A 23,956-nucleotide genomic window follows, 5' to 3' on the forward strand; every position below is an offset into this window, starting at 1 on the left:
CGCATGTTGACACCGGGTGGAGGTGCTGTCAATGGGTATATTCTACGAATGTAGGAAGTTGATATCCGGCAGGTTTTTCCTGGTGGTGGGCGAAAACTTGCACTGGATTCTTTTGTCTACGCCTGTAGACTCTCGGCGGAAACGAGCTAAGGAGGGCACCCGTGAGCGGGTCGACCAAGACTGCCGGTCCCGAGCGGATCGTGGACATCGCCGTGGGGTACATGGCGGCAAAGCAACTCTTCGCGGCGAGCCGGATCGGCCTGTTCACCGCACTCGCCGACGGGCCGCTGACGGCCGCGGAACTGGCGGGGAAGACCGGCAAACCGGAGAAGATCACCCGCATCCTCGGTGACGCCATGTCATCACTCGGTCTGCTGTCCCGTGTGGACGGACGGTACGAGCCGGCCGCCGACGCCACGGAGTACCTCGGCGGCGGAGACCTCGATCTGGCACCGTTCCTGACGTTCCTGGACTCGATCAGCTACCCGCATTGGCTGCAATTCGGTCACACGGCCGACAGTGGCGAGCCGGGCAAGCTGGAGATGGACGACGCACGCTGGGGCACGTTCATGGCCGGTGTCATGACGTATAACGCCCTGCACGCCAAGATGCTGGCCGGCGCGTTCGATTTCGGCCCCCACCGGAAGCTGCTCGACCTGGGCGGCCTCTCGAGCGCGTTCGCGGTCGAGGCCATGAAGGCCAACGACGAACTGCGCACCACGTTCGTCTTCGACCCGGGCTTCACCGAGTCGGTCACCACCGCGGCGGCCGAGGCGGGCCTGGCGGACCGCGCGGCCGTCGTCGGCGCGGAAACCCCCACCGCGCGCCCCGAAGGCGAGTTCGACCTGGTGATGGTCAACCACGTCGTCCACCGGTTCGACGCGAAGCAGAACGCGGAGATCCTGCGCAACGCCCGTGCCGCCGCGGCACCGGGGGCGACTTTGCTGCTGCTCGACTTCTTCCTCGACGACGACGGGGTCCAGCGCCCGATCGACGCCCTGCACGCGGGGGAGTACCTGGTGATCGACGGGACGGTCGTCTACCCGGAGGCCGAGGTCCGGGCGTGGCTGAGCGGGGCGGGCTGGCGGGTCACCGACCGGCTGGCGCTGCCGGGCAGCCCGCGGGTGCTCGTCGCGGAAGCGGTGTGACCGTGACCCTCGATCCCGCCGTCAAGGAGCTGCTCGCCCGCAGTCCGCAGCCCGAAGCGCCCGCTGTTCCCCCGACGGCCGCCGAGTTGCGCGCCGCGTTCGCCGCCTCTTGGCGACGTCCCGAGTCGGTCGAAGAGGTCGCCTCGGTCACCGACCATGTGCTGCCTTCTGGCGTGCGCGTGCGGATCTACCTGCCCGAGTCGGCCACTCCGGTGCCCGCGTTCGTCTGGATCCACGGCGGCGGGTGGACGATCGGCTCGATCGACGAGAACGAGGTCGCGTCGCGGGCGGTGTGCAACATGGCCAAGGTCGCCGTCGTCGCGGTGGACTACCGGCTCGCGCCCGAGCATCCGTTCCCGGCGGCTCCGGACGACTGCTACGCCGTCGTCGAATGGCTCGCATCGGGTGGTGCGGGTCCCGCGGTCGCCTCCGGGCGGATCGCGATCGGCGGGGAGAGTGCCGGTGGCAACCTGTCGACGGTGGTCTCGATGATGTCCCGCGACAGGGGTGGCCCGCCCGTGGCCGCGCAGGTGCTGATCTGCCCGGTCTACGGTCACCCGGACGACGGTTTCCGGTCCTATGTGGACTTCGCCGAGGGTTTCGGCATGACCGCCGGGGCGATGCGGTTCTTCTTCGAGCAGTACGTGTCGGATCCGGCTCAGCTGAACGATCCGTATCTGCTGCCGATGCGGGCCGCCGACTTGACGGGGCTCCCGCCGGCACTGGTGCTCACGGCCGAGTACGACGTCCTGCGGGACGAGGGGGAGGAGTTCGCGCGGCGCCTGACCGACGCCGGGCCGCAGGTCGAGCTGACGCGGTACTCGGGGCAGATCCACGGGTTCTACGGTCTGTACACGGATCTCCCGGCTTCACCGCGCTCGCACCGGCACGTGGCGAGCTTCCTGACCCGGATCTTCGACTCCCGCGATTAGTCACCTACTTGCGGTATCGGCCGGCGCCGGCACGTTGCGAAAGCCACTTTTGCAACGCTCAAGGTTGCGAAAGTGGCTTTCGCAACGTCCTCATAGTGGTGGCGCGAGTTCCGCCTCATCACGCGAGTCCGGTTGTGCAGGCGGAAGTCCGTGAAGGCCTCCTTCACTACCCTGAAGGTAGGGAAGGAGGCCTTCACGGCGTCCGATGCGGGAAAGGGCCCGTCAGGGGCGGGTGAGACGCTCGAGGAACGACTCTAGGTGCTGTCGCTGCAAAGCGATCGTCGAGAACTCCCCGGCGACCAGGCTCATCACGTTCGCCCCGGCGTTGATCAGCACGACCTCGTCGACCAGCTGTTCGTCGGGGATCTCGGTGACGATGTCGCCGTCCTCCCTGCCCTCGGTGAGATACCGGTGCAGCAGGCCCCGCCACGAGCGGATGTGTTCGAGGTACTTGTCCTGCAGTTTCGGGTTGGTGAGCGAAAGCTGCCAGAAGGTGAGCAGGACGCGCCCCGCGGCGATGCGGTCCTCGTCGATGGGCATCGACGAGACGCACAGCTCGCGGAGCGCGGTCAGCCCGCGCAACTCGTCCAGCTCCACGTACTCGCGCATCATGCCGAGCGCGCGTTCGTAGGTGGCCTGGATGATGTCTTCCTTGCTCGGGAAGTACAGCTTGAGCGCGCCGTTGGCGAAGCCGGCGGCCGCCGCGATCTCGCGCATGGTGGCGGCCTCGATCCCGCCCTGGGTGATCAAATCCCAGGTGACGTCGACGATGTGACTACGCCGCTCGTCGTGGTCGATGATCTTCGGCATCGGCAGACCTCCCGCACTGGTTCTTCTACCAGTGTAGGAGATCAGGCCCGGTGATACACGCGGTGCCCGGCGAACCACGTTTGTGTCACCTTTGTCTTGACGAGCGCGGCCGGATCGGTTCGGAACGGATCGCGGTCGAGGACGACGAAATCCGCCGACTTCCCGGGCACCAATGAGCCGGTGACGTCGCCCAGCCCCATCGCGCGGGCGGCCGCGAGAGTGAAGACCTCGACCGCTTCGGCCAGGGTGATCGCCTGCTCCGGCCACAACGCTCCGGGGAACGTGCCGGTCGGATCCCGACGGGTGACGAGGCCGTGGATGCCCTCCCAAGCGTTCGGCGATTCGCTGACCGGCCAGTCCGAACCGCCCGCGACCAGCGCGCCCTCGTCCAGCAGCGACCGGTTCGGCTGCATCCGCCCGGCGCGATCACCGGGCAGCACCTCGGCGATGGCGGCCGGGATGACGCCGGGCACCCACAGGAACGGCGAGATGTCCGCGGCGACGCCCAGCGCGGCGAAGCGGGGGAGGTCGTCGGGGTGGACGAACTGGCCGTGCGCGACCTGGAACCGGGATTCGGTGAAGCCCTCGGCACGCACCTTCTCGACGGCGTCCAGCGTCGCCCGCACCGACGCGTCCCCGGTGCAGTGCACCTTGGCCGACAGGCCCGCCGCGGCGGCGGTGCGCAGCCAGCCCACGAGTTCGTCACCCGGCATGGTGGTGGCGCCGTGGTGACAGGCTCCGTGCGCGGCGTCCGGCAGGTACGGCTCCAGGAACGCGGCGGTCCGGGTCGGCGGGACACCGTCGAGGAAGATCTTCACGAAGTCCGGCCGGTGGTGCTCGCTCCGGTACTGCCCGGCGACCTCCAGCAGCGGTGCCCCGATCGGGTCGAAACCGAAGATCGGGTCATTGATCAGCAGCGACGAAACGACCCACGCGCGTAGTTCGCCCGCGTCGTCCAGCGACTTCAGCGCGCGCAGGATGTCCGACGAAACACCGGCGTCCTGGAACGCGGTCACGCCGTACGAGTGCAGGGTGCCGATGCCGTGCCGTGACGCCGCGGCGTGCTGATCCGCGGTGAGCGTCCGGGTCTCGCTGAGCGCCCGCTCGACGGCGACGCCCGCCGCCTCGAGCAGAATGCCGACGGGCTCACCGGTCGAAGGATCGCGGACGATCTCCCCGCCCGCCGGGTCGGGCGTCGACGAGGTGACGCCCGCCAGTTCCAGCGCCCGGCTGCTCACCCAGCGGTTGTGCCTGCTGTCGTCGGAAAGCATGACGGGCCGTCCGCCGGCGGCCTCGTCGAGCGCGTGCCGGGCCGAAGACCGCGAAAGGGCGCTGACCAAAGTGGACGCCCAGGCGCCGCCGACCACCCACTCGTCCGGCCCGAGCCCGGCGGCCCGCGAGCGGACGGCCGCGAGGATGTCGTCCAGTCCGGCGTCGAGGCCGAAGTTCAGTTCGAACAGGGCCGCGCGGCCGGCGAGGGCGTGGTGGTTGTGCACGTCGACCAGGCCGGGCATCACGAAAGCGCCTTCGAGGTCGACGACCTCGGTGTTCGGCCCGCGTTCGATGTCCTCCAAGGACAGCACCTTGCCGTCCTTGATCGCCAGTGACGATGCCCAGGGTCTGCCACCGTCCACTGTGTACACGGTGGCGTTGGTGAGGACGATGTCGGCGGTCAAGGCTCAGCTCCCGGCGGGGTCGTACGCCTCGGGGTGCACGGTGGTGCTCAACAGCTTGCCGTGCGCGCCGAAGGTGAAATGGGTTGGCGTGCTGCCGGTGGCGTCCAGTCCGAAAAGGACACCGTGCGAGCGCAGCCGTTTCGCGTCACGGTGGTCGGCGACGGTCACCGACGCGCACGGGATCACCTTCTCCCGCCACGCGAAGACGTAGATACCCGGCCGCAGCTCGTAGACCGAGTTCTCGTCGGTGTCCGCGAGCCCCCGCTCCGGACCGGCCAGGCACTGCCACGTGTACCAGTGCGGGCTGAGGTACACGTGCTCGTAGGCGTGCTCGGTGCTGTACACCCACAGCACCCGGCGCCCGACCAGCGACGTGGTCGGGGCGAGCGATTCCCCGGCCGGCTCGATGCCGCCGATCGTGGCGGCCACGAAGGCCTGCGTGACACGGGGCGAGGTGTCGCCGATCTTGCTCAGCACGAGGAGGGCGCGGCCGCGGCGCAGGTCCAGTAGCAGCGTGAACGCCTCGTCCTGCCGTGCCTGCGGGTGGAACTGGACGTAGTAGAGGTCGTCGTCGACCAGGAACGTCTCGCAGCGGTCGGTCCCCGTGCCGCGGTAGGACCATTCGATCCGGGTGCCGGAGAAGGCCGCTGTGAACGTGGTGCCGTCTTCGCAGGCGAGTTCGAAGGTGCGGCCGTGCAGGTCGCCGACGGTGGGTGCCTTGTTCGCGTCGAAACCGGGGGCCAGACCGTCCAGCGGCAGCCAGGTGGACGTATCGGACAGGGTCAGTTCGGGCATCGATGAGTCCTAGTGCTCGTGGGCGGAACAGTGATCGTCGGAGGCGCCGGAAGGCAGGTCCAAGGCCGGGTTTCGGTCCAGGAAGCCGTAGGGACGCAACGAGAAACCGGAGTAGTCGACCGGCATGACCGGCCAGTCCTCCGGACGCGGGATGTGGGTCGGGCCGAACACGTGCCACAGCACGAGATCGGTGTCGACGAGATCGCGGTCGGCGGCGGTCCAGGCGGGGAGACCCGCTCCGCCCGGATGCGCGTTCGGGCGGTCGCCTGCCGGGAAGCGTTCGTCCGCGCGGTACGGCGTCGCCCACAGGTGACGGGTGGCGAACGTCGCCCGCTGGTGGACGGTCGATTCAGGCTGTGCCATCAGGGTCGCGGACGGCCTCGGCACGAGCTGGTACGCCGTCGGCGAGCCGAGCCGGTTGGTCCGTTCCGCGCTGCGGATCTCCCAGACGCGTGCCTTGGCCGGATCCGCGTGCCGCTGTGCTTCCCGTTCGGTTCGCAGCGGGGTCTCCTTCCAGGTGAACGCGTTCCCGTACGGGTTCTGATCGCCCATCGGCACCCGTTCGACGTCGACCTCGACGAGCGAGTTGCGTTCGCCGTCGATCGCCACGTCCAGCCGCGCGCAGAACAGGTGCTGGTGCACCGGCGCGAACAGGCCGGGCGCGATCTCGTTGGCGTGTGGATGTTCCGTGCCTGGGTGCGCGGCGCCGGCGAAAACGATGCCGGTGGCCTTCGCCTCCAGTTCCACGGTGCCGTCGAGGTAGAAGTACCAGAAGAAACCGTAGTCGTAGTTGCCGATGGTGGAGATCGACGAGATCACCAGCCGCCGCGACCGCCGCACCTCGGCGCGGCCGGCGAGATCCGTGTGCTTCCAGAGAATCCCGTAGTCCTCCTCGTGCATGCAGATCGCACGCGGGATCTCCACCGGGTGGCCGTGATCGTCGGCGACGAACGCGGGGAAGTAGTGGATGACGCCGAGGCAGTCGCAGCCCAGCCGCAGGTCGTTGCCGTTCTTGCCGAGCAGGTACTCGCCCGCGTCGAAGTAGCTGATCCAGAACCGGCCGGGCGCGGTGTCGCCGTAGGGCACCACCATCTCCGGCACCGAGGCCCGGTGGAGCACCGAGCGATCCTGGAACGAGATCCGGTTCAGGGTCAGACCCTCGCGGGCGTTGAAGCCGACCCGGAGCTTCCAGCCCTCCCAGGTGACCTCGTTGCCGTCGACGGTGAAGCTCGGACCCTCCGGCTGGGTGATCTCGATCGGCTTGAGGGTGGTGCGTGCCGGGACACCGTCATAGCGGCCGTGCTCCGGCGGGACGGGCACGTCACCTTCGTCCTCCACCCGGATGACGCGCTGCCCGGTCAAGTCGATGTGCACGATCAGGCCTTCGACCGGATGTGCCCAGGGGCTGTCGGATTCGTCGTCGCGCAGGAACGTCAGCGAGCGGATGACCCGGCCGGTCTCGTCGGGCCTGCCGAAGAACCCGGGCGCCAGGGGAGCGCAGAAGGCGTGCCCGATCCGGTCACCGAGACCGCGCCGCTCCATCGCGGCCTGCCATTCCGGCGACGCCTTGGTGATCGACGCGGCGAGGTCGTACTCCTCGAAAAGGTACGCGGGCTGGCCTTCGCCGCAGTCCTCAGTGGAGACCACTTCGCGCTTCGCCAGCGAAACGACCACATCACGCGCCTGGCCGGTCGCGGTGTCCAGCAGCGTGTACTGGACGCGGCGATCAGGGGCGGCGTCGCCCTTCTCCGGCTCCACGGGCAGCACGGCCGGGAACCGCGTGGTCTCGGTGAGCAGGCCCTCCCCGGCCAGGATCGCGCGGCCTGCGGTGAGTTCGTCGGCGGTCAGCGGGTCGAGCGGATGCGGCCTGGTCATGCTTCGCAGTCTTGCCGGTCCGCCCCCGGCTGAAAAGGCCGCCGTGCGGCCGCGGACAAGAAGGGTGCACTGACGGCCAACCTCCGTGAAAGGCCCGGACCGGAGGATGGCGCCATGCGACTGGATCTCGCGGGCAAGGCCGTGCTGGTGACCGGCGCGGCGTCCGGTATCGGCCTTGCCTGCGTCGACGCCTTCCTCGCCGAGGGGGCCAGGGTCGGCGCCGTCGACCGGGCACCCGTGCCGACACTCGCCGACGGTCTCCTGGCGGTCCGGGCCGACGTGACCGACGAGCCGTCGGTGGCCGCCGCTGTCGGCGCCGTGGCCGACCGGTTCGGCGGACTCGACGTCGTGGTCGGCTGCGCCGGGATCTCCGGACCGGTGGGGACACCGGTCACCGAAACCTCGGCGGCGGACTTCGCCGCGCTCATGGCGGTCAACGTCACCGGCCAGTTCCTGCTGGTCAAACACGCCGCGCCGTGGCTCACCGCGTCGGGTGGCTCGGTGGTCCTGCTGGCCAGCGACTCGGCGTTCACCAGCGCGCCCGGCATGGTGCCGTACTGCGCTTCGAAGGGGGCCGTGGTCGCGATGACCAGGGCTCTCGCGGTCGATCTTCCCGGCGTCCGGGTGAACTGCGTCTGTCCCTCGGTGGTCGACACCCCGATGGCGCGCGGCGATCTCGGCGATGTCCTCGACGATCCCGCGTTCCCGGTGCAGGCTCCGGAAGAAGTCGCCTGGCAAGTGCTTCATCTCGCGTCCGCGCGCTCGCGGGCGGTCAACGGCCAGGCCGTGCTCGCCGACTTCGGCGTCTCGGCCCGTTCCGGTTTCCCCGCTTAGAAAGGACTCCGCAAGTGAAGAAGGTTGTCGCGATCACGGGTGGCGGTACCGGTATCGGTGCCGCGGTGGCCCGCCGGTATGCCGACGAGGGTGCCCAGGTGGTGGTGCTCGGACGGCGGCGCGAGCCGCTGGAGAAGGTGGCCGCCGAAACCGGCGCGCGCGTCATCGCGTGTGACGCCAGCGATCGCGAAGCCGCCGAGAACGCCGCGGCGGAGATCGCCGGCGAGTTCGGCAGGCTGGACGTCGTGGTGGCCAACGCCGGCGGGCACGGCCTGTCTTCGGTGACCGACACCGGCGACGAGGAATGGGAACTGGCCCTGCGCTCGAACCTCTCCAGCGCGTTCGTGTTCTGCCGGGCCACGCTGCCGTCACTGGTCGAAACCGGTGGCCAGGTGGTCATCGTGTCGTCGCTGGCCGGGCTGTTCGCCGGGCCGAACGTCGCCGGCTACACCGTCGCCAAGCACGCGCTGATCGGCCTGACGCGCTCGATCGCCCGCGACTACGGGCCGAAGGGCGTCCGCGCGAACGCGGTCTGCCCCGGCTGGGTGCGGACCCCGATGGCGGACGGCGAGATGGACCAGTTCGCCGAGGCCGCGGGCTTCGACGGCGGTCACGCCGAGGGCTACCGGCGGGTCACCGCCGAGGTCCCGCTGCGCCGCCCCGCCGAACCCGAGGAGATCGCGTCGATCGTGCGGTTCCTGGGGTCTTCGGAGTCTTCGTACATCACCGGTGCGGTGATCGTGGCCGACGGCGGCGCGCACGCCGTCGATCTGCCGACTTTGGCCTTCGAACGGGCGGGAATGGGTTCTTGAGGTGGTCGTGAGTGGCGATTCGGGTTCTAACCCGAATCGCCACTCACGACCCCGGCACCGGCCACGCCACCTTTGCCCTACCCCTCAGTAGTAGTTGCGCGTGAAGGCCCCCTTCCCTCGGCTCAGCCGAGGGAAGGGGGCCTTCACGCGCTTCAGGATTCGCCGAGGTAGGCCGCGTGCAGGGTGCTGGGGGAGTCCAGCAGGCCCTGCGCGGAACCCGCATAGGTGACACGCCCCGAAGACACCACCAGCGCGTCGCTCGCCACCCCGAGGGCCAGATGCGTGAACTGCTCGACGAGCAGGATCGCCGCACCTTCCTCGGCGAAGCGGGTGACCATCGGCAGCAGCCGCGTGAACACCACCGGCGCGAGTCCCAGTGACATCTCGTCGATCAGCAGGAACGACGGCCGCGCGGCGAAGGCGCGGGCCAGCACCACCATCTGCTGTTCACCCCCGCTGAGCAGCGCCGCCGGTGAGTCGCGGCGTTTCTCCAGCTCGGGGAACAGTTCGAACAGTTCGTCGGCCCGCGCGCGGGTGCGCGCGGTCAGCATCAGGTTCTCCAGCACGGTCAGGCCGCCGAACACCGCGCGGCCCTGTTCGATATGCGCCAGACCCCGCCGCGCGCGGGAGACGCGCGACTGCTTCGTGATCTCGTCCGGTCCGATGTGGACGGTCCCGGCCGAGGCGGGCACCACACCCGAGACAGCCTCCAGCAGGCTGGTCTTCCCGGCGCCGTTGGGGCCGACGAGCGCGGTGATCCGGCCCGGCTCCAGGGTCAGGTCGACACCGGAGATCACCGGCCCGGCGCCGCGCGTGACGGTCAGCCCCGCTATCCGCAAAGCGTTCACAACAGCTCCGTTTCGCCCATGTACGCCTTGAGCACGGCCGGATCCGCGAGCACCTCGGCCTGCGGGCCGGAGGCCAGGACACGGCCGAAGTCGAGGACGGTGATCGTGTCGCAGACCGAACGCACCAGGTCGAGGTCGTGCTCGATGAGCAGCACCGACACCCCGAACCGGGCGGGAACCTGCCGCAGCCGTTCCCCGAACGCGACGTGTTCCTCGTGCGGAAGTCCCGCGGCCGGCTCGTCGAGGAGCAGGACACGCGGCCGCGCCAGCAGATGCCCGACGACCTCGACCAGCCTGCGCGCGCCGACGTCCACTTGCGACAGTGGAGTGCGGGCGGAGGGGCAGCCGAAGAAGTCCAGCGCCTCGCCGATCTCATCGGCGGTGAGCCGCCGCCTGGCCAGGAATTTGAGGTACGCCCCGACCGTCAGGCCCGGCGGGACGCGGTCCTGCTGGAACGTCCGGCGCAATCCGGCGCGGGCCCGGTTCGACGGCGACCCCGTCAGCGGGTTGCCGCCGAGTTCGACCCGGCCCTCGGCGTTCGGCAGGAAGCCGCTGATCGCGTCGACCAGCGTCGACTTGCCCGCGCCGTTCGGCCCGATCACGCCGAGCACCCCGTGTTCCGGCACCGATATGTCCACTGAGGACAGTGCTGCGACGTGCCCGAAGTTCACGCTCAGACCGCGCACGGTGAGCACCGGCGGGCCGGGCGCCTTGGCTTCGATGTCCGCGGTCCCGGCGGCGAGGTCGAGTTTCGCCGGTTCCTTCTTGGATCGCCGGTACCAGACGTTCCGCACCGTGGTGCCGAGGTTCCCGCCGCCGGCCAGCGCCTGGACCCCGAGCACGCCGAACACCACGAAACCCCAGTCCTGGGGGATCCCCCAGCGTTTCAGCAGTTCGGGAACGCCGACCCACAGCACCGCGCCGAACACGGCCATGTCGATCAGATGCGCGCCCGACATGATCGCCAGCACGTACAGCGCCAGCGACTGGATCGCGGTGAAACTGGCCGGGAAGGCGAGCCCGACCTGTCCGGTGAGCAGACCGCCGCTGATCCCGCCGAGGGTGGCGCTCACCGCGAACGCGGTCAGTTTCGAGGTCCGCACGCTCGTCCCGGCGGCGGCCGTGCCGCGTTCGGAGAAGGCCACCGCTTGCCAAGCGCTGCCCCAGCGCCCGCGGCGCAGGAAGTAGACGGCCAGGCAGCACAGCACCAGCACCACGATGGCGAGCTGGAAGTAGGACCGGTCGTCGGAGAACGCGTCGGGCCGTTCGACCGAGATCCCGCCCGCGACGCCGGGGAACTGGAGCTGCACCAGCGCGAGATCGGCCGCGGCGGCGAGCCCCAGCGTGACGACGGCGAGGTTGATCCCGCGCAGCCGCAACGCCGGGAGCCCGACGAGCACCCCGACCAGCCCGGCGGCGAGACCGCCGAGCAGCAGCCAGGTGAGGAAACCGCCAGGGGCCTCCGCCTCGTTCAGCGCGGACACCGTCCACGCACCGACCGCACCGAAGGTCAGCTGGCACAGGGAGATCATTCCCGCGCTCCCGGTGACCACGCCCAGTCCGAGCAGCGAGATCCCGGCGACGACGGCGCTCATGCCGAGGTACACGAAATACCCGTCGAGCCCGACACTCAGGCCATAGCCCGCCGCGATCGCCACCAACGCGACGACGAACGGCATCCCTCGTTCAGCGAGCCGCATCCCACACCTCCTTGCGCTGCGACCAGAGCAGCAGCGCGACGATCACTGCGAACGGTAGGAAGTACCGCACCACCGAAAGGCCGTCGACCTGCGCGGCGGCACCCTGGATCAGGCCGAGCCCCAGCCCGCCCGCGACGGCGAAGTCGAGGCGGCGGAATCCGCCGAGTAAGGCCGCCGCGGCCGCGGGGACCACCAGCATCGCGAGCGAAGTCGCGTCGTTGGACTGCGACGGCGCCACGATCGAGATGACCAGCGTGCTGACCACCCCGGTGACCGCCCAGACCGCGACGCTGAGCCGTTTCGCCGGGATGCCCAGCAGCTCCGCCGTCGTCGGACGTTCCGAAAGCGCCCTGAGCTGGACTCCCGCTGAGGTCCGGCTCAGCACGATCCGGCTGGCCACCGCCACCAGCACCGCCAGCGCGACGGTGACCACGGTGACCTGGCTGATCACCACGCCGCCCACGGTGACCGCCGGTCCGTCGAGAATCGGGTGGAACGGCTGCGGTTTGTTGCCGAACAGGATGAACGACAACGAGATCAGCAGGAGCAGCACCGCCACGGTGACCGCCGAGCGGGTGCCGGTGTCCGCCTCGGCGAGCCAGGTGGACACGATCCAGCCGAGCAGCGCGCTGAGCAGCCCGCCGAGCAGGATCCCCGCCACCGTGGCGAGCCAGGTCGGCAGTCCCGCGTGGACGGACAGGAACACCGCCACGTAACAGCCGAACATCCCGGTGGCGGACTGGGCGAAGTTCACCACCCGCACCAGGCGCGACATCAGCGTCAGGCAGACCGCCAACACCGCGTACAGTCCGCCGGCGGCCAAGCCTGCCAGCGCTCCCTGCAGCATGAATCCTCCTGAGTGGGGGGAGGGGAGGGGAGGGGGAGGGCAAGTGGCCGTCCGGTCCGGGGGGTCGTGAGTGGCGATTCGGGTTAGAACCCGAATCGCCACTCACGACCCACGCGACCCACCACTTGCCGTTCCGGTTACTTCTTGGGGATCCGCAGCCAGTCGTCGGCGACGAGCTCCCATTTGTTGGTGCCGGAGGCGAGCTTGATCGGCCAGCCCGCGGTGTTGTCGTGGTGGGTCTGGCCGGGGCCGAAGACGTACGGCGTGCCGACCATGGGATCGGTGATCGGCTTCATCTCGCGCAGCGCCTTGGTCACCGACTCACGCGTGATGTCCCCGCTGATCCCCTTGACGACGTCGAGGAAGTACTTCGCCGCCAGGTAGCCGCCCTGGCTGAACGAGGTCAGCGGGATGTTGTTCTTGGCCATCAGCTCGCGCCAGTCCTTGTTCTGCGGGCTGGTCGCGTCGGTGAACGGGTAGAACTCGGCGGGCACGTACACGCCGGCACCGGCGTTGGTGATGGCCTTGGCGTAGTTCTCGCTGTAGACGCTGGTCAGCAGCAGCCACGTGACGTCGTTCCAGCCCTGCGCGGCGGCGGCCTTGAGCTGTCCGATGGAATCCGGTTCGACCGGGTTCACCGTGATCGCCTTGCAGCCGGCGTTGCGGGCCTTGACGATGTAGGAGGTGTAGTCGGAACCGCCGTAGGGCACCGTGGCGTCGAGGTACTTGAGCTTCTTGCCGGTGATGGCCGACCACTCGTCGATGGCCGCCTGGTACGACGGCAGTGTGTTGCCCGCGATCTCCAGCAGCGCGCAGATGTCGTTCAGCTTCAGCGTTTCCGAGCCGTAGAGCAGGGTCAGCGTCATGTCGTGGTAAGGGCCGACGTTGACCGGAGCGATGTTGGGACTGGTGAAGCACGCCGGGTCCACGCCGATGCCCTGCATGGACAGGATCTTCTGCTGCTCGTAGTACTTGTTGTTGATCTCGCACTCGATGAGGCTGGACGAGCCGACGAGCGCGACCGCTTCGTCGCGGCCGACGACTTCACGGGCCGCGGCGGCCGCGGCCGCCGGGTCGCCCTTGTCGTCGAGGGCCTTGTACTCGATCTGTCTGCCGTTCACGCCGCCGCTCGCGTTGGCCGCGTCGAAGACCGCCTTCGCGGCTTGGGATGCCTCGGGGAAGGTGGCCGCGCCGCTCAGCGCGTTGACCGAACCGACCACGATCGGGCCGCTCGAACCGCTTTCGGCCCCGGCGCAGGCGGCTGTGGCCAGCAGGACGCCGGCGGCGAGGGCGACCAGTCGCCGTGCGGGTTTCACCGGTTCCCCATGGCGTTCACGACGGGCACCGAGTCGACGATCTGCTCGAACGAGACCACCTTGCCGCCGTCGAACCGCCACACGTGCGCGACCCGGGCGGTGAACGAGCGACCGGTCTCGCGGTGCTTGCCCTGGTAGGTTCCGAGTCCGATCACCGTGTCATCGGCGTCGAGCAGGTCGCCGAGGGTGAAGGTGTAGCCGTCCCAGTCCTTCGCGATCGCGCCGAAGACGTTGTCCCGTACTTCCTCCGGGCCGGTGTAGGTGCCGGCGTAAGGGAAACCGGCCGCCTCCGTCCAGGTGGTGCCGGGACCGAGCGGGGCCAGCATGCCCGCCAGATCGCCCCGGTCGCTCGCGGCGTAATGCGCGGCGATGATGTCTGAATTGGACACTGAGAACTCCTGATGTCTTTGGTGAACGGTGGTCAGACCGGTTGCGCGTCGGGATAGGCGACGGCGCCGAGTGGGTAGATGTGCCCGCCCGCGCGAGAGTGTTCCGACCGGCCATCGCCGGTCAGGCCGAGGAAGACGCCGGTGGTCTTCAGCCCGTAGCCGAGGTCGTGCAGCCACACACTGGCCACGGCGATGCGGAATTCGCGGAAGCAGAACAGGTAGAGCCCGTCCTGGAACTTCCACACCGTCGACAGGTCCATGTCCCCGTGGCCGCGCTGCACACCTTCGAGGCATTGCCAGGCATAACGTTGCGAAGACACGTACACGTGCTCGTAAAGGTGTTCCGGGCTGTAGCGGTAGATGTTGCGCTTGCCGATCAGGTCGCGCGACGGCCCCGGTACCTCACCGGCCGGCGCGCCCGCGTCGGTCGTGCCGGACCAGAACGTCTGGGAGACACGGGGAACGCCTTCGACGTCCTCGGCGCCGATGACCGAGCGCACGGCGAGCGCGCGATGCGTCGTCGTGGAAAAGACGACGGTGAGCGCTTCACCTTCCACGCTGGTGTGTGGGAGATTGACGAAGAAAACGTCTTCCCGGACGGCGACCGCGTCGTACGGATCCTTGATGCCGTTGCAGGAGACGGTTTCGGCGTCCTCGAACCGCAGCGCGAGCGTCGTTCCGTCGTCGAGGGTGACGGTGAGCTCGCGTCCCGACAGGTCCGCGTTCGGCAGGCGGTAGGTGGCTATTCCGGCGGCGAACTCGTCATAGGTGCGCCACTGTTCCTCTGATGCTTCGGGCATGCGGTCATCGTCGAGGTGACCGCACCGGAAGGGCCAGCTGTCACGCGCTGGGTGGCAACAACCGATCGCTCACGGTCAAGCCACGGCGAAGTTCGCTCGGCGAGCAGCCGAATTCCGTCTTGAACACCCGGCTGAAATGCGGCGCGTCGACGAAACCCCACTTCGCCGCGATGGCCGCGACGGGTCGCGAAGTGTGCACGGGATCCAGCAATTCGCGGCGGCAGTGTTCGAGGCGACGGGTGCGGATCCAGCTTGAGACGGTCGTCCCCTGTTCGTGGAAGAGGCCGTGCAGATGCCGGGTGGAGATGTAGTGCTCGGCGGCGATCTGGGCCGGGCCGAGGTCGGTGGAGGAGAGGTTCGTGTCGATGTAGGCGAGGACGCGGCGCATCAGTTCGTGGTGTGGCCCGGCGGTCGAGCGGGCGAGGTCGAGTTCGCTGGCGAACAGCGTGGCGAGCAGATCGACCGCCGTATGCGCGAGCCGGACACCCGCCGGCCCGCCGAGCTGGTCGAGGTTGCTGCCGAGTTGCGCGAGGAAGGGCACGACGACGTTGCCCATGCCTCGTTTGCCCGACATCGGCACCGCGGTCAGCTGGCCGACCAGATCGCGGGGGAGATCGATGAGCCGCTGCGGGAACATCACCACGAGCGTGCGGAAATCCTCTTCGAACGCCAGGGTGTACGGCCGGTGCGTGTCGTACAACGCCACGTCACCGGGACGCAGCATCGCCTCGCGGTTGTCCTGCACCAGCAGCCCGGTCCCGGACAGGATCAGGCTCAGCTTGTAGTAATGCCTGTCGGCCCTGGCGATGAGCTCCGGCGTCCGCTCGACCACGTGCGCCGACGCGGTCACCTCGGTGAGTTGGACGTCGTCGGCGCCGCACGAGCGGATGCGGCCGCGGAAATGGTCGCGGTGCTCGCTCGTCACGTGCAGCGGCACGAAGGATTGCGACACCACCGTGCGGAAATCGGTGAAATCTCGCGCGACCGTGGTGGTCGTCGGGTCGGCGGTGGCGGTGGTCACGAGGTCACCTCGCAGCATCGGGGGGTGAATTTCATATACGATAAGCGATACGATGCTGCCGGGCAATGACCCCGCGAGGTCAGTCGGCGAGGCGGAACAGGAGGGTCCTCGGGTCGACGTCGACGGGTACCACCGTGCCCGTTTCGTAGCGGCCGACGTCCTCGGTGAGCACTCGCGCACTGAACGGAGTCACGCCGGGACCGGTGACCACGAGGTCGACGTCGTCGGCGGGAGTGCTCACCTCGCCGACCCAGATCCGCTTGCTGGAAACGACTTCGGCGTTCGCGCGGACACCTTTCCGGTCGAGCCCGCGGTGGACCTCACGGGCTTTGGCGTTCTGCCAGAGGTGCGAAGTGACGGTGCCCAGCCCGCCGATCGTGAACACCAGGCCCATGGCGACGACCACCAGGCGGTCGTCGTCCTCGGGTTCGAAGTGAGTGCTGATCCAGAGCAGCCCCGGGCCGATCAGCACCAGCACGGTCATGAGGAACCCCAGCAGGCACCCGATAACGGTGAGGACAGGCAGTTCCGGCGCTTCCTTGCCTCGGCGGTCCGTCTTCACCGGCGTGAGGTTACTGGCCGGTTTCCGGCCCCGGTTCGGTAAAAATGCCCGCTTGCCCGCGGTTGTGCCGGGCGAGCGCGTCGAATGACCGCTTGCGCTCGAACCGGTACGACGCCATGTCGTAGTCGTACTCAGGCCGGGACGGATCATGCGGCAGGTTCGGCGGGTGAGGCAGCCCTCCCTCTCTTGAGTGGTACGAGGGGTAAGGCCTTGTTGCCTGCCTTGAGGGTCGATGCCAGGTGCTCAAGGTCGGTCGAGTGGTTCGCGTCCCCTGTGGACGGTTGGCGAGCCTCCGGACCTTCGGCAGCCCGCGCCACATTTGCCTTACCCCTCAATAGAACCGTCTTTACCGCTCACGAGCCCGTCACGCGAGCGCGGCGGGGAGCGTTTCGAATCCGCGCAGGATCCGGGTCTGCCGCCGCCGTGCCCCACCGAGAAGCCGCAGATCGGGGAAGCGCTCGAAGATCGACCGCAGCCCGATTTCCCCTTCCATCCTCGCTAGCGAAGCGCCGAGACAGTAATGCCGCCCGGCGCCGAACGACACGTGGTCGCGCGCGTTCGCCCGCTCGACGTCGAAGGTCGCCGGGTCGTCGAAGATCTCCGGGTCCCGGTTGGCGCCCGCGAGCACGGTGCTGACGATCGCCCCGCGGGCGACGCGTGTCCCGCCGATCTCGGTGTCGCGCGCGCAGAGCCTGCCGGTGAGCAGGACGGGCGGGTCGTAGCGCAGGATCTCGTCGACGGCGTTGCTCCACAGGTCCGGATCCGCCCGCAGCTTCGCGAGTTCGCCCGGATTCCTGGTGAGCAGGGCGATGCCGTTGCCGAGGAGGTTGACGGTCGTTTCGAAGCCGGCCGCCAGCACCAGTCCCGCGGTGGCCTTGAGTTCCCGCTCGGTCAGGCCCACCCCGTCCTCGCGGGCGGCGATGAGCTTGCTGAGCAGGTTGTCGCCGGGATTCGCCCGCAGCTTTTCCAGATGCAGGGTGAGCCACGAGTCGAACTCGGCCAAGGTCGCTTCCACTGTCCGGAAGGTCCGCCACGGGAGGCCGAGGTCGAGACTCGGGGCCGCGGCACCGCCCAGCGCCAGCACCTTGTCCCGTTCTTCGAGCGGGACGCCGAGGATCTGGCTGATCACGGTGACCGGCAGGAGTCCGCAGTACTGCTCGATGAGATCGACGGGGTCGGCCGGGTCGAGACCGTCGAGCAGTTCGTCGGTGATCGCCTGCGTGCGATGCCGTAGCTGCTCGACGGCGCGGGCGGTGAAGACGCGGGTGACCAGTTTCCGGTAGCGCGTGTGGTCGGGCGGTTCGCTCGCGAGCAGCGACGGCGGTTCTATCGGATGGATCAACCCGGACGAAGACCAGGCGACGAGCCGGTTGAGCAGCGGATTGTCCGGGACGAACCGCACGGTTTTGAACGCGTCGTCGCTCAGGATTTCCTTGCACGCCCAATGCCGGGTGGTCACATGCCCGACCCGGGTGGTGGCGATTGCGCCGCGCGAGCGGATCTCGTCGAACAGTCCGGTCAGGTCCGCTCCGCCGCTCGCCTCGACCGACAGCCTGCCCTGGAGATCGCCCCGGCGTGCCGCTGCCCGCAGCGCGACGCGGGGGAGCGCGTGGCCGATGCTCCAGCGGGTCACCGGTTTGGCGATCTCCTCAGCCCGGCGCCGCAAGGTCCGTGCGGGAGCGGTCTTGAGTGTGAACATCAGGACTCCGTCCGTGCAGGTCCTTCGAAGGTATCGGAACGACGTGTCAGTAGCGAGCCGCTCCGACATCTGCGGACCCGCTTCCCACGACGTCGTCGGTGTGGTGCAGCTGCGCGACCTGCTCGGCGACCACGAAGACCTCGCCGGGGCCGTCAGACCGGCGGTGGTGTTCCCCGATTCACTGCGGGTGTCGGACGCGCTGCGGAGTTTCAAGGCCGAGCGGCGCCGTCGCGGGCATGGTCACGCTGGAGGATCTGCTGGAAGAGATCGTCGGTGAGATCTACGACGAGACCGACCGCGACGTGCTGGCCGTACACGACGGCCACGATGGAAACCGGGCGACCGGGTGGCGCTGCACCGGGGAGCGCCGCATCGTGGACCGGATGCGGAGCGGTGAGTTGCGCCGGGCGCGTCCGGTTGGCAGCGTGCCCGGTGTCCCGCCACGAAGAAAGGTGTTCCGATGCCGCAAGACCAGCCGGATTTGAAACCTCGTTCGCGCGATGTGACCGACGGTCTGGAGCGCGCGGCGGCTCGCGGGATGCTCCGCGCGGTCGGCATGGGCGACGACGACTTCGCCAAACCGCAGATCGGGGTGGCGTCCTCGTGGAACGAGATCACCCCGTGCAACCTCTCGCTCGACCGGCTCGCCAAGGCCGTCAAGAACGGTGTGCACGCGGCGGGTGGCTACCCGCTGGAGTTCGGCACGATCTCGGTGTCCGACGGGATCTCCATGGGACACGAGGGAATGCACTTCTCGCTGGTGTCCCGCGAGGTGATCGCCGACTCGGTCGAGACGGTGATGATGGCCGAGCGGCTCGACGGCTCCGTGCTGCTGGCCGGCTGCGACAAATCGCTGCCGGGCATGCTCATGGCCGCGGCCCGGCTCGACCTCGCCTCCGTCTTCCTCTACGCCGGCTCGATCATGCCCGGCCAGGTCGACGGCCGGGACGTCACGATCATCGACGCCTTCGAGGCCGTCGGCGCCTGCCTGGCGGGCAAGATCACCCGCGCCGAAGTGGACAAGATCGAACGCGCGATCTGCCCCGGCGAAGGCGCCTGCGGCGGCATGTACACCGCCAACACGATGGCGTCGGTGGCCGAGGCACTCGGCATGTCGCTGCCCGGATCGGCCGCCCCGCCCGCCGTCGACCGGCGCCGTGACGGGTTCGCCCACCGGTCGGGGGAGGCCGTCGTCGGGATGCTCCGCCAGGGAATCACCGCGCGGCAGGTCATGACCATGGAGGCGTTCGAGAACGCGATCGCCGTCGTGATGGCGCTGGGTGGTTCCACCAACGCCGTCCTCCACCTGCTCGCGATCGCGCGGGAGGCGGAGGTCGACCTGCGCATCGACGACTTCAACCGCATCGGCGACAAGGTCCCGCACCTCGGCGACCTCAAGCCGTTCGGGAAGTACGTGATGAACGACGTCGACAAGGTCGGCGGCATCCCCGTGGTGATGAAGGCGCTGCTCGACGCCGGGCTCATGCACGGCGACGTGCTCACCGTGACCGGCAAGACCATGGCCGAGAACCTCGAAGGCATCGCGCCCGCCGGGATCGACGGCGAGATCATCCGCCCGCTCGACCGCCCGATCCACAAGACCGGCGGACTGACCATCCTCAAGGGATCGCTGGCGCCCGAAGGCGCTGTCGTGAAGTCGGCGGGCTTCGACGAATCGACGTTCACCGGCACCGCGCGGGTGTTCGACGGCGAACGCGCCGCCCTCGACGCGCTCGCCGAGGGCCGCATCGTCGCCGGGGACGTCGTGGTCATCCGGTACGAAGGCCCGAAGGGCGGGCCGGGGATGCGCGAGATGCTCGCCATCACCGGCGCGATCAAGGGCGCCGGGCTGGGCAAGGACGTCCTGCTCATCACCGACGGCCGGTTCAGCGGCGGCACGACCGGCCTCTGCGTCGGCCACATCGCGCCGGAAGCCGTCGACGCCGGGCCGATCGCGTTCGTGCGCGACGGCGACCCGATCACGCTCGACGTCGCGAACCGGACGCTCGAGGCCGAGATCGACGACATCGAGGCCCGCCGGGAGGGCTGGGTGCCCAAGCCTCCGGCGTACACGCGCGGAGTGCTCGGCAAGTACGCCAAGGTCGTCCGCAGCGCGGCGCACGGAGCCGTTTGCGAGTGAGACTTGCCCGGTGCGCGGATGGCGGTCACACGTGTCGTCCACTCGGTCACGTGTGATCGCCGGTTTGGTGCCGGGAGCATCACCAGCTACAGCGAAGGGGCGAGCGGGGAAGGCCATGTGCCGCGCTCACGCACCGGCGAATAGCCGCGCGTGTGCGCCGGTGACCACCACGAACGGGTGATGCGTAGGCCGGATGGGCGCGAGTACGTAATTCACCCGATGTGCCCCGCTACTCCGGAGTAGCAGACTCGGCGCCCCGACGATTCCCGCTGCTCCGGAGGTCGATGATGACCCTGACCGCGTCCCTTGCCCCAGCCCGTTCCGCCGCCCTCGTGATCGCCCGCGTGGTCGTCGACGGGATCCGGCATTCGCTGCCCGAGCACGCGTCGCTGTTCGACGCGCGCGCCACGGAGTTCGTCGCCTCCGTGCTGGAGCACGACCGGATGAACTCCGCGCTGGGCATCGCCGCCGGTGCGGACGCCTTCCGGCAGGTCGGTGTCGCCGAGTACGCGGCGGGCAAGGATCTGGAGCGACTCTCCCGGGCGTACCACTCGGCGGGCCGGGCCGCGCTGCCCGTGCTGGCGTCGTTGTCGAGGCAGCCCGGGGCGGGCTCGTCCGTGATGGACAGCGGGGTGGAGGCCCTGCTCCGGTGCGCCGACGTCCTGATCCGGTTGTCGACCGCGGCCTACCGCGCCGCGCACACGCCTTCGGTGGCCGAGTTGCGCCAAGAATTGCTGAAGGAGCTCTTGAGCGGCCGCCCGCCCGCGAAGTGGGCGGGTCTCGCGGCCGAGGCGGGCTGGGTGCCGCCCGCCAGGGTGGTGGCCGTCGCCGCCGAGCCCGGCGCGGTGCGCGCCTCGTTCGGCCCGGAGGTGCTGGCCGATCTCGGGGGCGAATACCCGCATCTGCTCGTGCCCGACGACGTCGAGATCAGCGGTGTACTGGCGGGGGCGCGGGCGGCGGTCGGGCCCGCGGTGGCGCCCGCCGAAGCCGCGGTGTCCCTGCGCTGGGCCCGTCGGACGCTGGAACTGGTCCGCCGCGAGGTGATCGAGGACGGCCCCCTCGTGCGCTGGTCGGATCACCTGACCACGCACTGGCTGTTCGCCGACGAGGTGCTCACCTCCGCGCTCGTCACGCGCAGCCTGGCGCCGATCGCCGATCTGCCCGCGAACGAACGCACCAAACTCGCCGAAACCCTCGACGCCATGCTCGCCGCCCGCGGCGGGGCACCCGAGATCGCGGAGAACCTCGGCGTCCACCCGCAGACGGTCCGCAATCGCCTGCGCCGCCTCCGGGTCCTGTTCGGCTCCCGGCTCGACGACCCTCAGACCCGGCTGGACCTGCGGATCGCCTTGCGCGTGGAGCTGCTCACGCCCGAACCGGCAGGGACGACCACCCCGATCAGGGCGGCGTGAAGCTCACGCGGGGCCTGCCGACCGGGTCACCCAGGTGGCGACCTGAACGCGGTTGGAGTAGCCGAGTTTGGTGAGGATGTGGTCGATGTGGGTGTCCACCGTGCGCCGCGCGATGCCGAGCCGGTCGGCGATCTCCTGGTTCGTCAACCCTTCGGCGATCACGTGCGCGATCTCGGTCTCGCGTTTGGTGAGCACCTGCGCGGCGGGTTTCCGCGGCTCGGGGGTCCGTTCATCGAGGGCGTACGCGATCGCGTCGCCGATCGGCATAGCGGCGCCGTCGGCGAACTCCTTGATGGCGACCTCCCAGCCCAGCGCCGCCGTCACGACCTCGGTGTCGGTCTGTAGCGGCTCGGAGAACGCGGCGTACCGGGTCGGCCAGGCGCCGACCGTGCGCCAGACGTTCATCGAGGCGCCCTGGAGGAGCGCGGCCCGGTCGGGGCGGCCGGTGCGGGCCGCGCAGCCTGCCATGACGGTGAGCGTGAACCCGACGACGACGCGGTCGTCCACTCGCTCGTGCAGGCGGAGGACCTGTTCGCAGCACCGGCTCGCCACGGCGAGATCACCTTGGAGGTATTCGGCGGCGGCGCGCGACCACAGGGCCCAGCCCCGCCAGAAGACCTCGCCCCGCCGTTCGCAGCGTTCGACGGCTTCGGCGAGCACTGCCCGGCCGCGGTCGATGTCGCCGTTCAGCCAGACGGCCAGCCCGTGGTTGTAGCTCGCCCACAGGTCCGCGCCTTCGTCGCCGTGTGCTCGGAAAAGCTCGATGGCCGTGCCGAACAGACGGGCGGCCTCGGACATGTCGTCGCCGATCAGCGCGGCGTAGGCGCGTACGTGGAGCACGTATGCGGCCGCGAGTTCGTCGCCGCTCGCCTCGGCTTCGGCGGCCGCCCTGTCCAGCATGCACCGATGGGCAGGCATATCTCCCTGCACCACCGCGAGGAAACCGGACAGCCAGAGCCCGTGCGCCCGCTCCGGGACACCCGGTGCCGCGACCTCGTCGAGACGGCGGACCCACATCCGGCCCTCGGTGTTCAGCCCGCGGACGATCCAGAACTCCTTGACGTCACGCAACATCCGCAGCCCGACGACCGCGTCCTCCGGATCGCCGGTGCAGTAGTCGAGGGCGACGCGCAGGTTCGCGTGCTCGCGCCGGAGCCGTCCGATCCAGCCGAGCTGATCGGTCTCCAGCCATTCGGTGGCGTACCGGCAGGCGAGTTCGGCGAACCAATCACGGTGCCGTTTCCGGAACTCCGCCGTCCCGCCCGTCTCGGTGAGCCTGTCGACTCCGTACTCGCGCACCGATTCCAGCATGCGGTACCGCACGCCGCCGGGGTACTCCTCGCGCAGCAGGATGGACTTGTCGAGCAGACCGTCGACGACTTCGAGGACCCGTTCGCGCGGCAGTTCGCCGCCGGAACAGACCTGCTCGGCCGCGTCGAGGTCGAAGCTGCCGGAGAACACCGACGCGCGCGCCCACAGCAGGCGTTCCGGCCCGGTGCACAGGTCGTGGCTCCAGTCGATCAGGGCACGCATGGTCTCGTGCCGCTCCGGCCGCCCCCGCCGGTCCTTGGTGAGCACGGAGAACTGCCGGTCCAGCCGGTCGGCAAGCTGACGCAGGGACAACGCCCGCGCGCGGACGGCGGCCAGTTCGATGGCCAGCGGCAGCCCGTCGAGCCTGCGGCACAGCCGGATCAGCGGCTCGGTGTCCTCCTCGGTGAGCCGGAACGACGGCGCGACCGCGGTCGCGCGGTCCACGAACAGCCGCACGGACTCGTCGTTCATCACGCGCTCGAAGGAGTCGCCCTGTTCCGGGATCGCCAGCGGCGGCACCGGCAGGACCCGTTCGCCCGCCACCCCGAGGGATTGCCTGCTCGTGGCCAGCACGGTCACCTGAGGGCAGGACCGGACCACGGTGTCGGCGAACCAGGCGCAGCTGTCGACCAGATGCTCACAGTTGTCCAGCACCAGCAGCAACCGGCTCGCCTGAAGCGCCTCGACGACCACTTCGATGGCCGGTTTCGCCGAGCGGTCGCCGAAGCCGAGGACATTCGCCACGGTCGGCACCAGCAACGCGGGTTCCCGCAGCTCGGCGAGCGAAACGAAGGCGACCTCGTCGGCGGTCGCTTCCTTGTGGGCCGCGGCGACCCGCCACGCCAGCCTGGTCTTGCCGACACCGCCCGGCCCGGTCAGCGTGACCAGCGACGACGTCTCCAGCAGGCGCCGCGCCTCGCCGGTCTCGGCGTCACGACCCACGTAGCTGGTCACTTCGGTGGGATCGGCGGGCCACCCCGAAAGCGAGCCGACTCCGTCCGCCATGCACTCTCCCGCGATCGACCAGCC

The 23,956-nt window shown here is 69.4% G+C and carries 21 protein-coding genes; 7 read left to right on the forward strand and 14 right to left on the reverse strand.

Features of this window, described 5'->3' with window-relative positions; all coding sequences use genetic code 11:
• Positions 1-161: 161 nt before the first annotated feature.
• The gene (locus DL990_RS29975; RefSeq protein ID WP_125800673.1) at positions 162-1,148 is read left to right on the forward strand and encodes a methyltransferase dimerization domain-containing protein; all 987 of its coding nucleotides are present in this window, start codon (positions 162-164) and stop codon (positions 1,146-1,148) included.
• On the forward strand, positions 1,145-2,080 hold the full coding sequence (locus tag DL990_RS29980) for an alpha/beta hydrolase (RefSeq protein ID WP_125800674.1): 936 nt from the start codon (positions 1,145-1,147) through the stop codon (positions 2,078-2,080). The genes DL990_RS29975 and DL990_RS29980 overlap by 4 nt, the downstream gene beginning before the upstream one ends.
• Positions 2,081-2,302: 222 nt before the next feature.
• Here the strand turns inward: DL990_RS29980 and DL990_RS29985 are convergent, their stop codons facing one another.
• From DL990_RS29985 to DL990_RS30000, 4 genes are read right to left on the reverse strand one after another with little or no spacing between them, the layout of a single operon-like run.
• On the reverse strand, positions 2,303-2,890 hold the full coding sequence (locus DL990_RS29985) for a TetR/AcrR family transcriptional regulator (RefSeq protein WP_125784384.1): 588 nt from the start codon (positions 2,888-2,890) through the stop codon (positions 2,303-2,305).
• A 41-nt stretch (positions 2,891-2,931) separates the two neighbouring features.
• Positions 2,932-4,566, reverse strand: a complete 1,635-nt coding sequence (locus tag DL990_RS29990) for an amidohydrolase (RefSeq protein WP_125800675.1) — start codon at positions 4,564-4,566, stop codon at positions 2,932-2,934.
• A 3-nt stretch (positions 4,567-4,569) separates the two neighbouring features.
• Entirely contained in the window at positions 4,570-5,361 is a 792-nt protein-coding gene (locus DL990_RS29995) for a molybdenum cofactor biosynthesis F family protein (RefSeq protein WP_125800676.1), read from the reverse strand.
• A 9-nt stretch (positions 5,362-5,370) separates the two neighbouring features.
• Entirely contained in the window at positions 5,371-7,236 is a 1,866-nt protein-coding gene (locus tag DL990_RS30000; protein ID WP_125800677.1) for a primary-amine oxidase, read from the reverse strand.
• 114 nt (positions 7,237-7,350) lie between these two features.
• Here DL990_RS30000 and DL990_RS30005 point away from each other — a divergent pair, with 114 nt between their 5' ends.
• Positions 7,351-8,070 (forward strand): SDR family NAD(P)-dependent oxidoreductase, encoded by a 720-nt coding sequence (locus DL990_RS30005; protein ID WP_125784376.1) that lies wholly within the window; start codon positions 7,351-7,353, stop codon positions 8,068-8,070.
• 14 nt (positions 8,071-8,084) lie between these two features.
• Complete coding sequence (locus tag DL990_RS30010) at positions 8,085-8,882, forward strand: SDR family NAD(P)-dependent oxidoreductase (protein ID WP_125800678.1); 798 nt, start codon at positions 8,085-8,087, stop codon at positions 8,880-8,882.
• Between the two features lie 152 nt (positions 8,883-9,034).
• On the opposite strand, the gene DL990_RS30015 is transcribed toward DL990_RS30010, so the two are convergent.
• The 9 genes from DL990_RS30015 to DL990_RS30055 form a co-directional block, all read right to left on the reverse strand.
• On the reverse strand, positions 9,035-9,730 hold the full coding sequence (locus DL990_RS30015) for an ABC transporter ATP-binding protein (protein WP_125800679.1): 696 nt from the start codon (positions 9,728-9,730) through the stop codon (positions 9,035-9,037).
• Positions 9,727-11,430 carry an ATP-binding cassette domain-containing protein gene (locus DL990_RS30020; RefSeq protein WP_125784372.1) on the reverse strand — a complete coding sequence of 568 codons (1,704 nt, stop codon included), beginning with the start codon at positions 11,428-11,430 and terminating at the stop codon, positions 9,727-9,729. The genes DL990_RS30015 and DL990_RS30020 overlap by 4 nt, the downstream gene beginning before the upstream one ends.
• Positions 11,417-12,277: a branched-chain amino acid ABC transporter permease gene (locus tag DL990_RS30025; protein ID WP_125784370.1), complete on the reverse strand. Its 861-nt coding sequence runs from the start codon at positions 12,275-12,277 to the stop codon at positions 11,417-11,419. Before DL990_RS30025 ends, DL990_RS30020 begins: the two co-directional genes overlap by 14 nt.
• A 137-nt stretch (positions 12,278-12,414) precedes the next feature.
• A complete protein-coding gene (locus DL990_RS30030) occupies positions 12,415-13,593 on the reverse strand; it encodes an ABC transporter substrate-binding protein (protein WP_125784368.1) in 1,179 nt (392 codons plus the stop codon).
• Complete coding sequence (locus DL990_RS30035) at positions 13,590-13,982, reverse strand: nuclear transport factor 2 family protein (RefSeq protein ID WP_125784366.1); 393 nt, start codon at positions 13,980-13,982, stop codon at positions 13,590-13,592. Before DL990_RS30035 ends, DL990_RS30030 begins: the two co-directional genes overlap by 4 nt.
• 32 nt (positions 13,983-14,014) lie before the next feature.
• On the reverse strand, positions 14,015-14,782 hold the full coding sequence (locus DL990_RS30040; protein ID WP_125800680.1) for a MoaF C-terminal domain-containing protein: 768 nt from the start codon (positions 14,780-14,782) through the stop codon (positions 14,015-14,017).
• 40 nt (positions 14,783-14,822) lie between these two features.
• Positions 14,823-15,803, reverse strand: coding sequence for a helix-turn-helix domain-containing protein (locus tag DL990_RS30045; RefSeq protein WP_233598822.1), 981 nt, complete (start codon positions 15,801-15,803; stop codon positions 14,823-14,825).
• A 79-nt stretch (positions 15,804-15,882) separates the two neighbouring features.
• Entirely contained in the window at positions 15,883-16,365 is a 483-nt protein-coding gene (locus DL990_RS30050) for a hypothetical protein (RefSeq protein ID WP_125800681.1), read from the reverse strand.
• 364 nt (positions 16,366-16,729) lie between these two features.
• Positions 16,730-18,064, reverse strand: a complete 1,335-nt coding sequence (locus DL990_RS30055) for a cytochrome P450 (protein ID WP_125784357.1) — start codon at positions 18,062-18,064, stop codon at positions 16,730-16,732.
• Positions 18,065-18,300: 236 nt separating this feature from the next.
• On the opposite strand from DL990_RS30055, the gene DL990_RS42485 reads away from it, so the two are divergent.
• From DL990_RS42485 to DL990_RS30070, 3 genes are all read left to right on the forward strand, one after another.
• Complete coding sequence (locus DL990_RS42485) at positions 18,301-18,549, forward strand: hypothetical protein (protein WP_370306177.1); 249 nt, start codon at positions 18,301-18,303, stop codon at positions 18,547-18,549.
• Positions 18,525-20,204 (forward strand): dihydroxy-acid dehydratase, encoded by a 1,680-nt coding sequence (ilvD, locus tag DL990_RS30065; protein ID WP_125800682.1) that lies wholly within the window; start codon positions 18,525-18,527, stop codon positions 20,202-20,204. The genes DL990_RS42485 and ilvD overlap by 25 nt, the downstream gene beginning before the upstream one ends.
• Before the next feature lie 287 nt (positions 20,205-20,491).
• The gene (locus tag DL990_RS30070) at positions 20,492-21,616 is read left to right on the forward strand and encodes a helix-turn-helix domain-containing protein (RefSeq protein WP_233620619.1); all 1,125 of its coding nucleotides are present in this window, start codon (positions 20,492-20,494) and stop codon (positions 21,614-21,616) included.
• A 3-nt stretch (positions 21,617-21,619) separates the two neighbouring features.
• Here DL990_RS30070 and DL990_RS30075 read toward each other — a convergent pair whose 3' ends face one another.
• A complete protein-coding gene (locus DL990_RS30075) occupies positions 21,620-23,932 on the reverse strand; it encodes a LuxR C-terminal-related transcriptional regulator (RefSeq protein WP_125784352.1) in 2,313 nt (770 codons plus the stop codon).
• Between the last annotated feature and the right edge of the window lie 24 nt (positions 23,933-23,956).

Origin of the sequence: Amycolatopsis sp. WAC 01416 (assembly GCF_003947485.1) — a bacterium.
In the GTDB taxonomy this organism is placed as follows: Bacteria; Actinomycetota; Actinomycetes; order Mycobacteriales; family Pseudonocardiaceae; genus Amycolatopsis.

Coding starts and splice junctions, on each gene's coding strand:
- DL990_RS29985 (WP_125784384.1), bottom strand. CDS start 2,890: ATGCCGAAGATCATCGACCACGACGAGCGGCGTAGTCACATCGTCGAC.
- DL990_RS29995 (WP_125800676.1), bottom strand. CDS start 5,361: ATGCCCGAACTGACCCTGTCCGATACGTCCACCTGGCTGCCGCTGGAC.
- DL990_RS30000 (WP_125800677.1), bottom strand. CDS start 7,236: ATGACCAGGCCGCATCCGCTCGACCCGCTGACCGCCGACGAACTCACC.
- DL990_RS30005 (WP_125784376.1), top strand. CDS start 7,351: ATGCGACTGGATCTCGCGGGCAAGGCCGTGCTGGTGACCGGCGCGGCG.
- DL990_RS30020 (WP_125784372.1), bottom strand. CDS start 11,430: ATGCGGCTCGCTGAACGAGGGATGCCGTTCGTCGTCGCGTTGGTGGCG.
- DL990_RS30025 (WP_125784370.1), bottom strand. CDS start 12,277: ATGCTGCAGGGAGCGCTGGCAGGCTTGGCCGCCGGCGGACTGTACGCG.
- DL990_RS30040 (WP_125800680.1), bottom strand. CDS start 14,782: ATGCCCGAAGCATCAGAGGAACAGTGGCGCACCTATGACGAGTTCGCC.
- DL990_RS30055 (WP_125784357.1), bottom strand. CDS start 18,064: ATGTTCACACTCAAGACCGCTCCCGCACGGACCTTGCGGCGCCGGGCT.
- DL990_RS42485 (WP_370306177.1), top strand. CDS start 18,301: ATGGTCACGCTGGAGGATCTGCTGGAAGAGATCGTCGGTGAGATCTAC.
- ilvD (WP_125800682.1), top strand. CDS start 18,525: ATGCCGCAAGACCAGCCGGATTTGAAACCTCGTTCGCGCGATGTGACC.
- DL990_RS30070 (WP_233620619.1), top strand. CDS start 20,492: ATGACCCTGACCGCGTCCCTTGCCCCAGCCCGTTCCGCCGCCCTCGTG.
- DL990_RS30075 (WP_125784352.1), bottom strand. CDS start 23,932: ATGGCGGACGGAGTCGGCTCGCTTTCGGGGTGGCCCGCCGATCCCACC.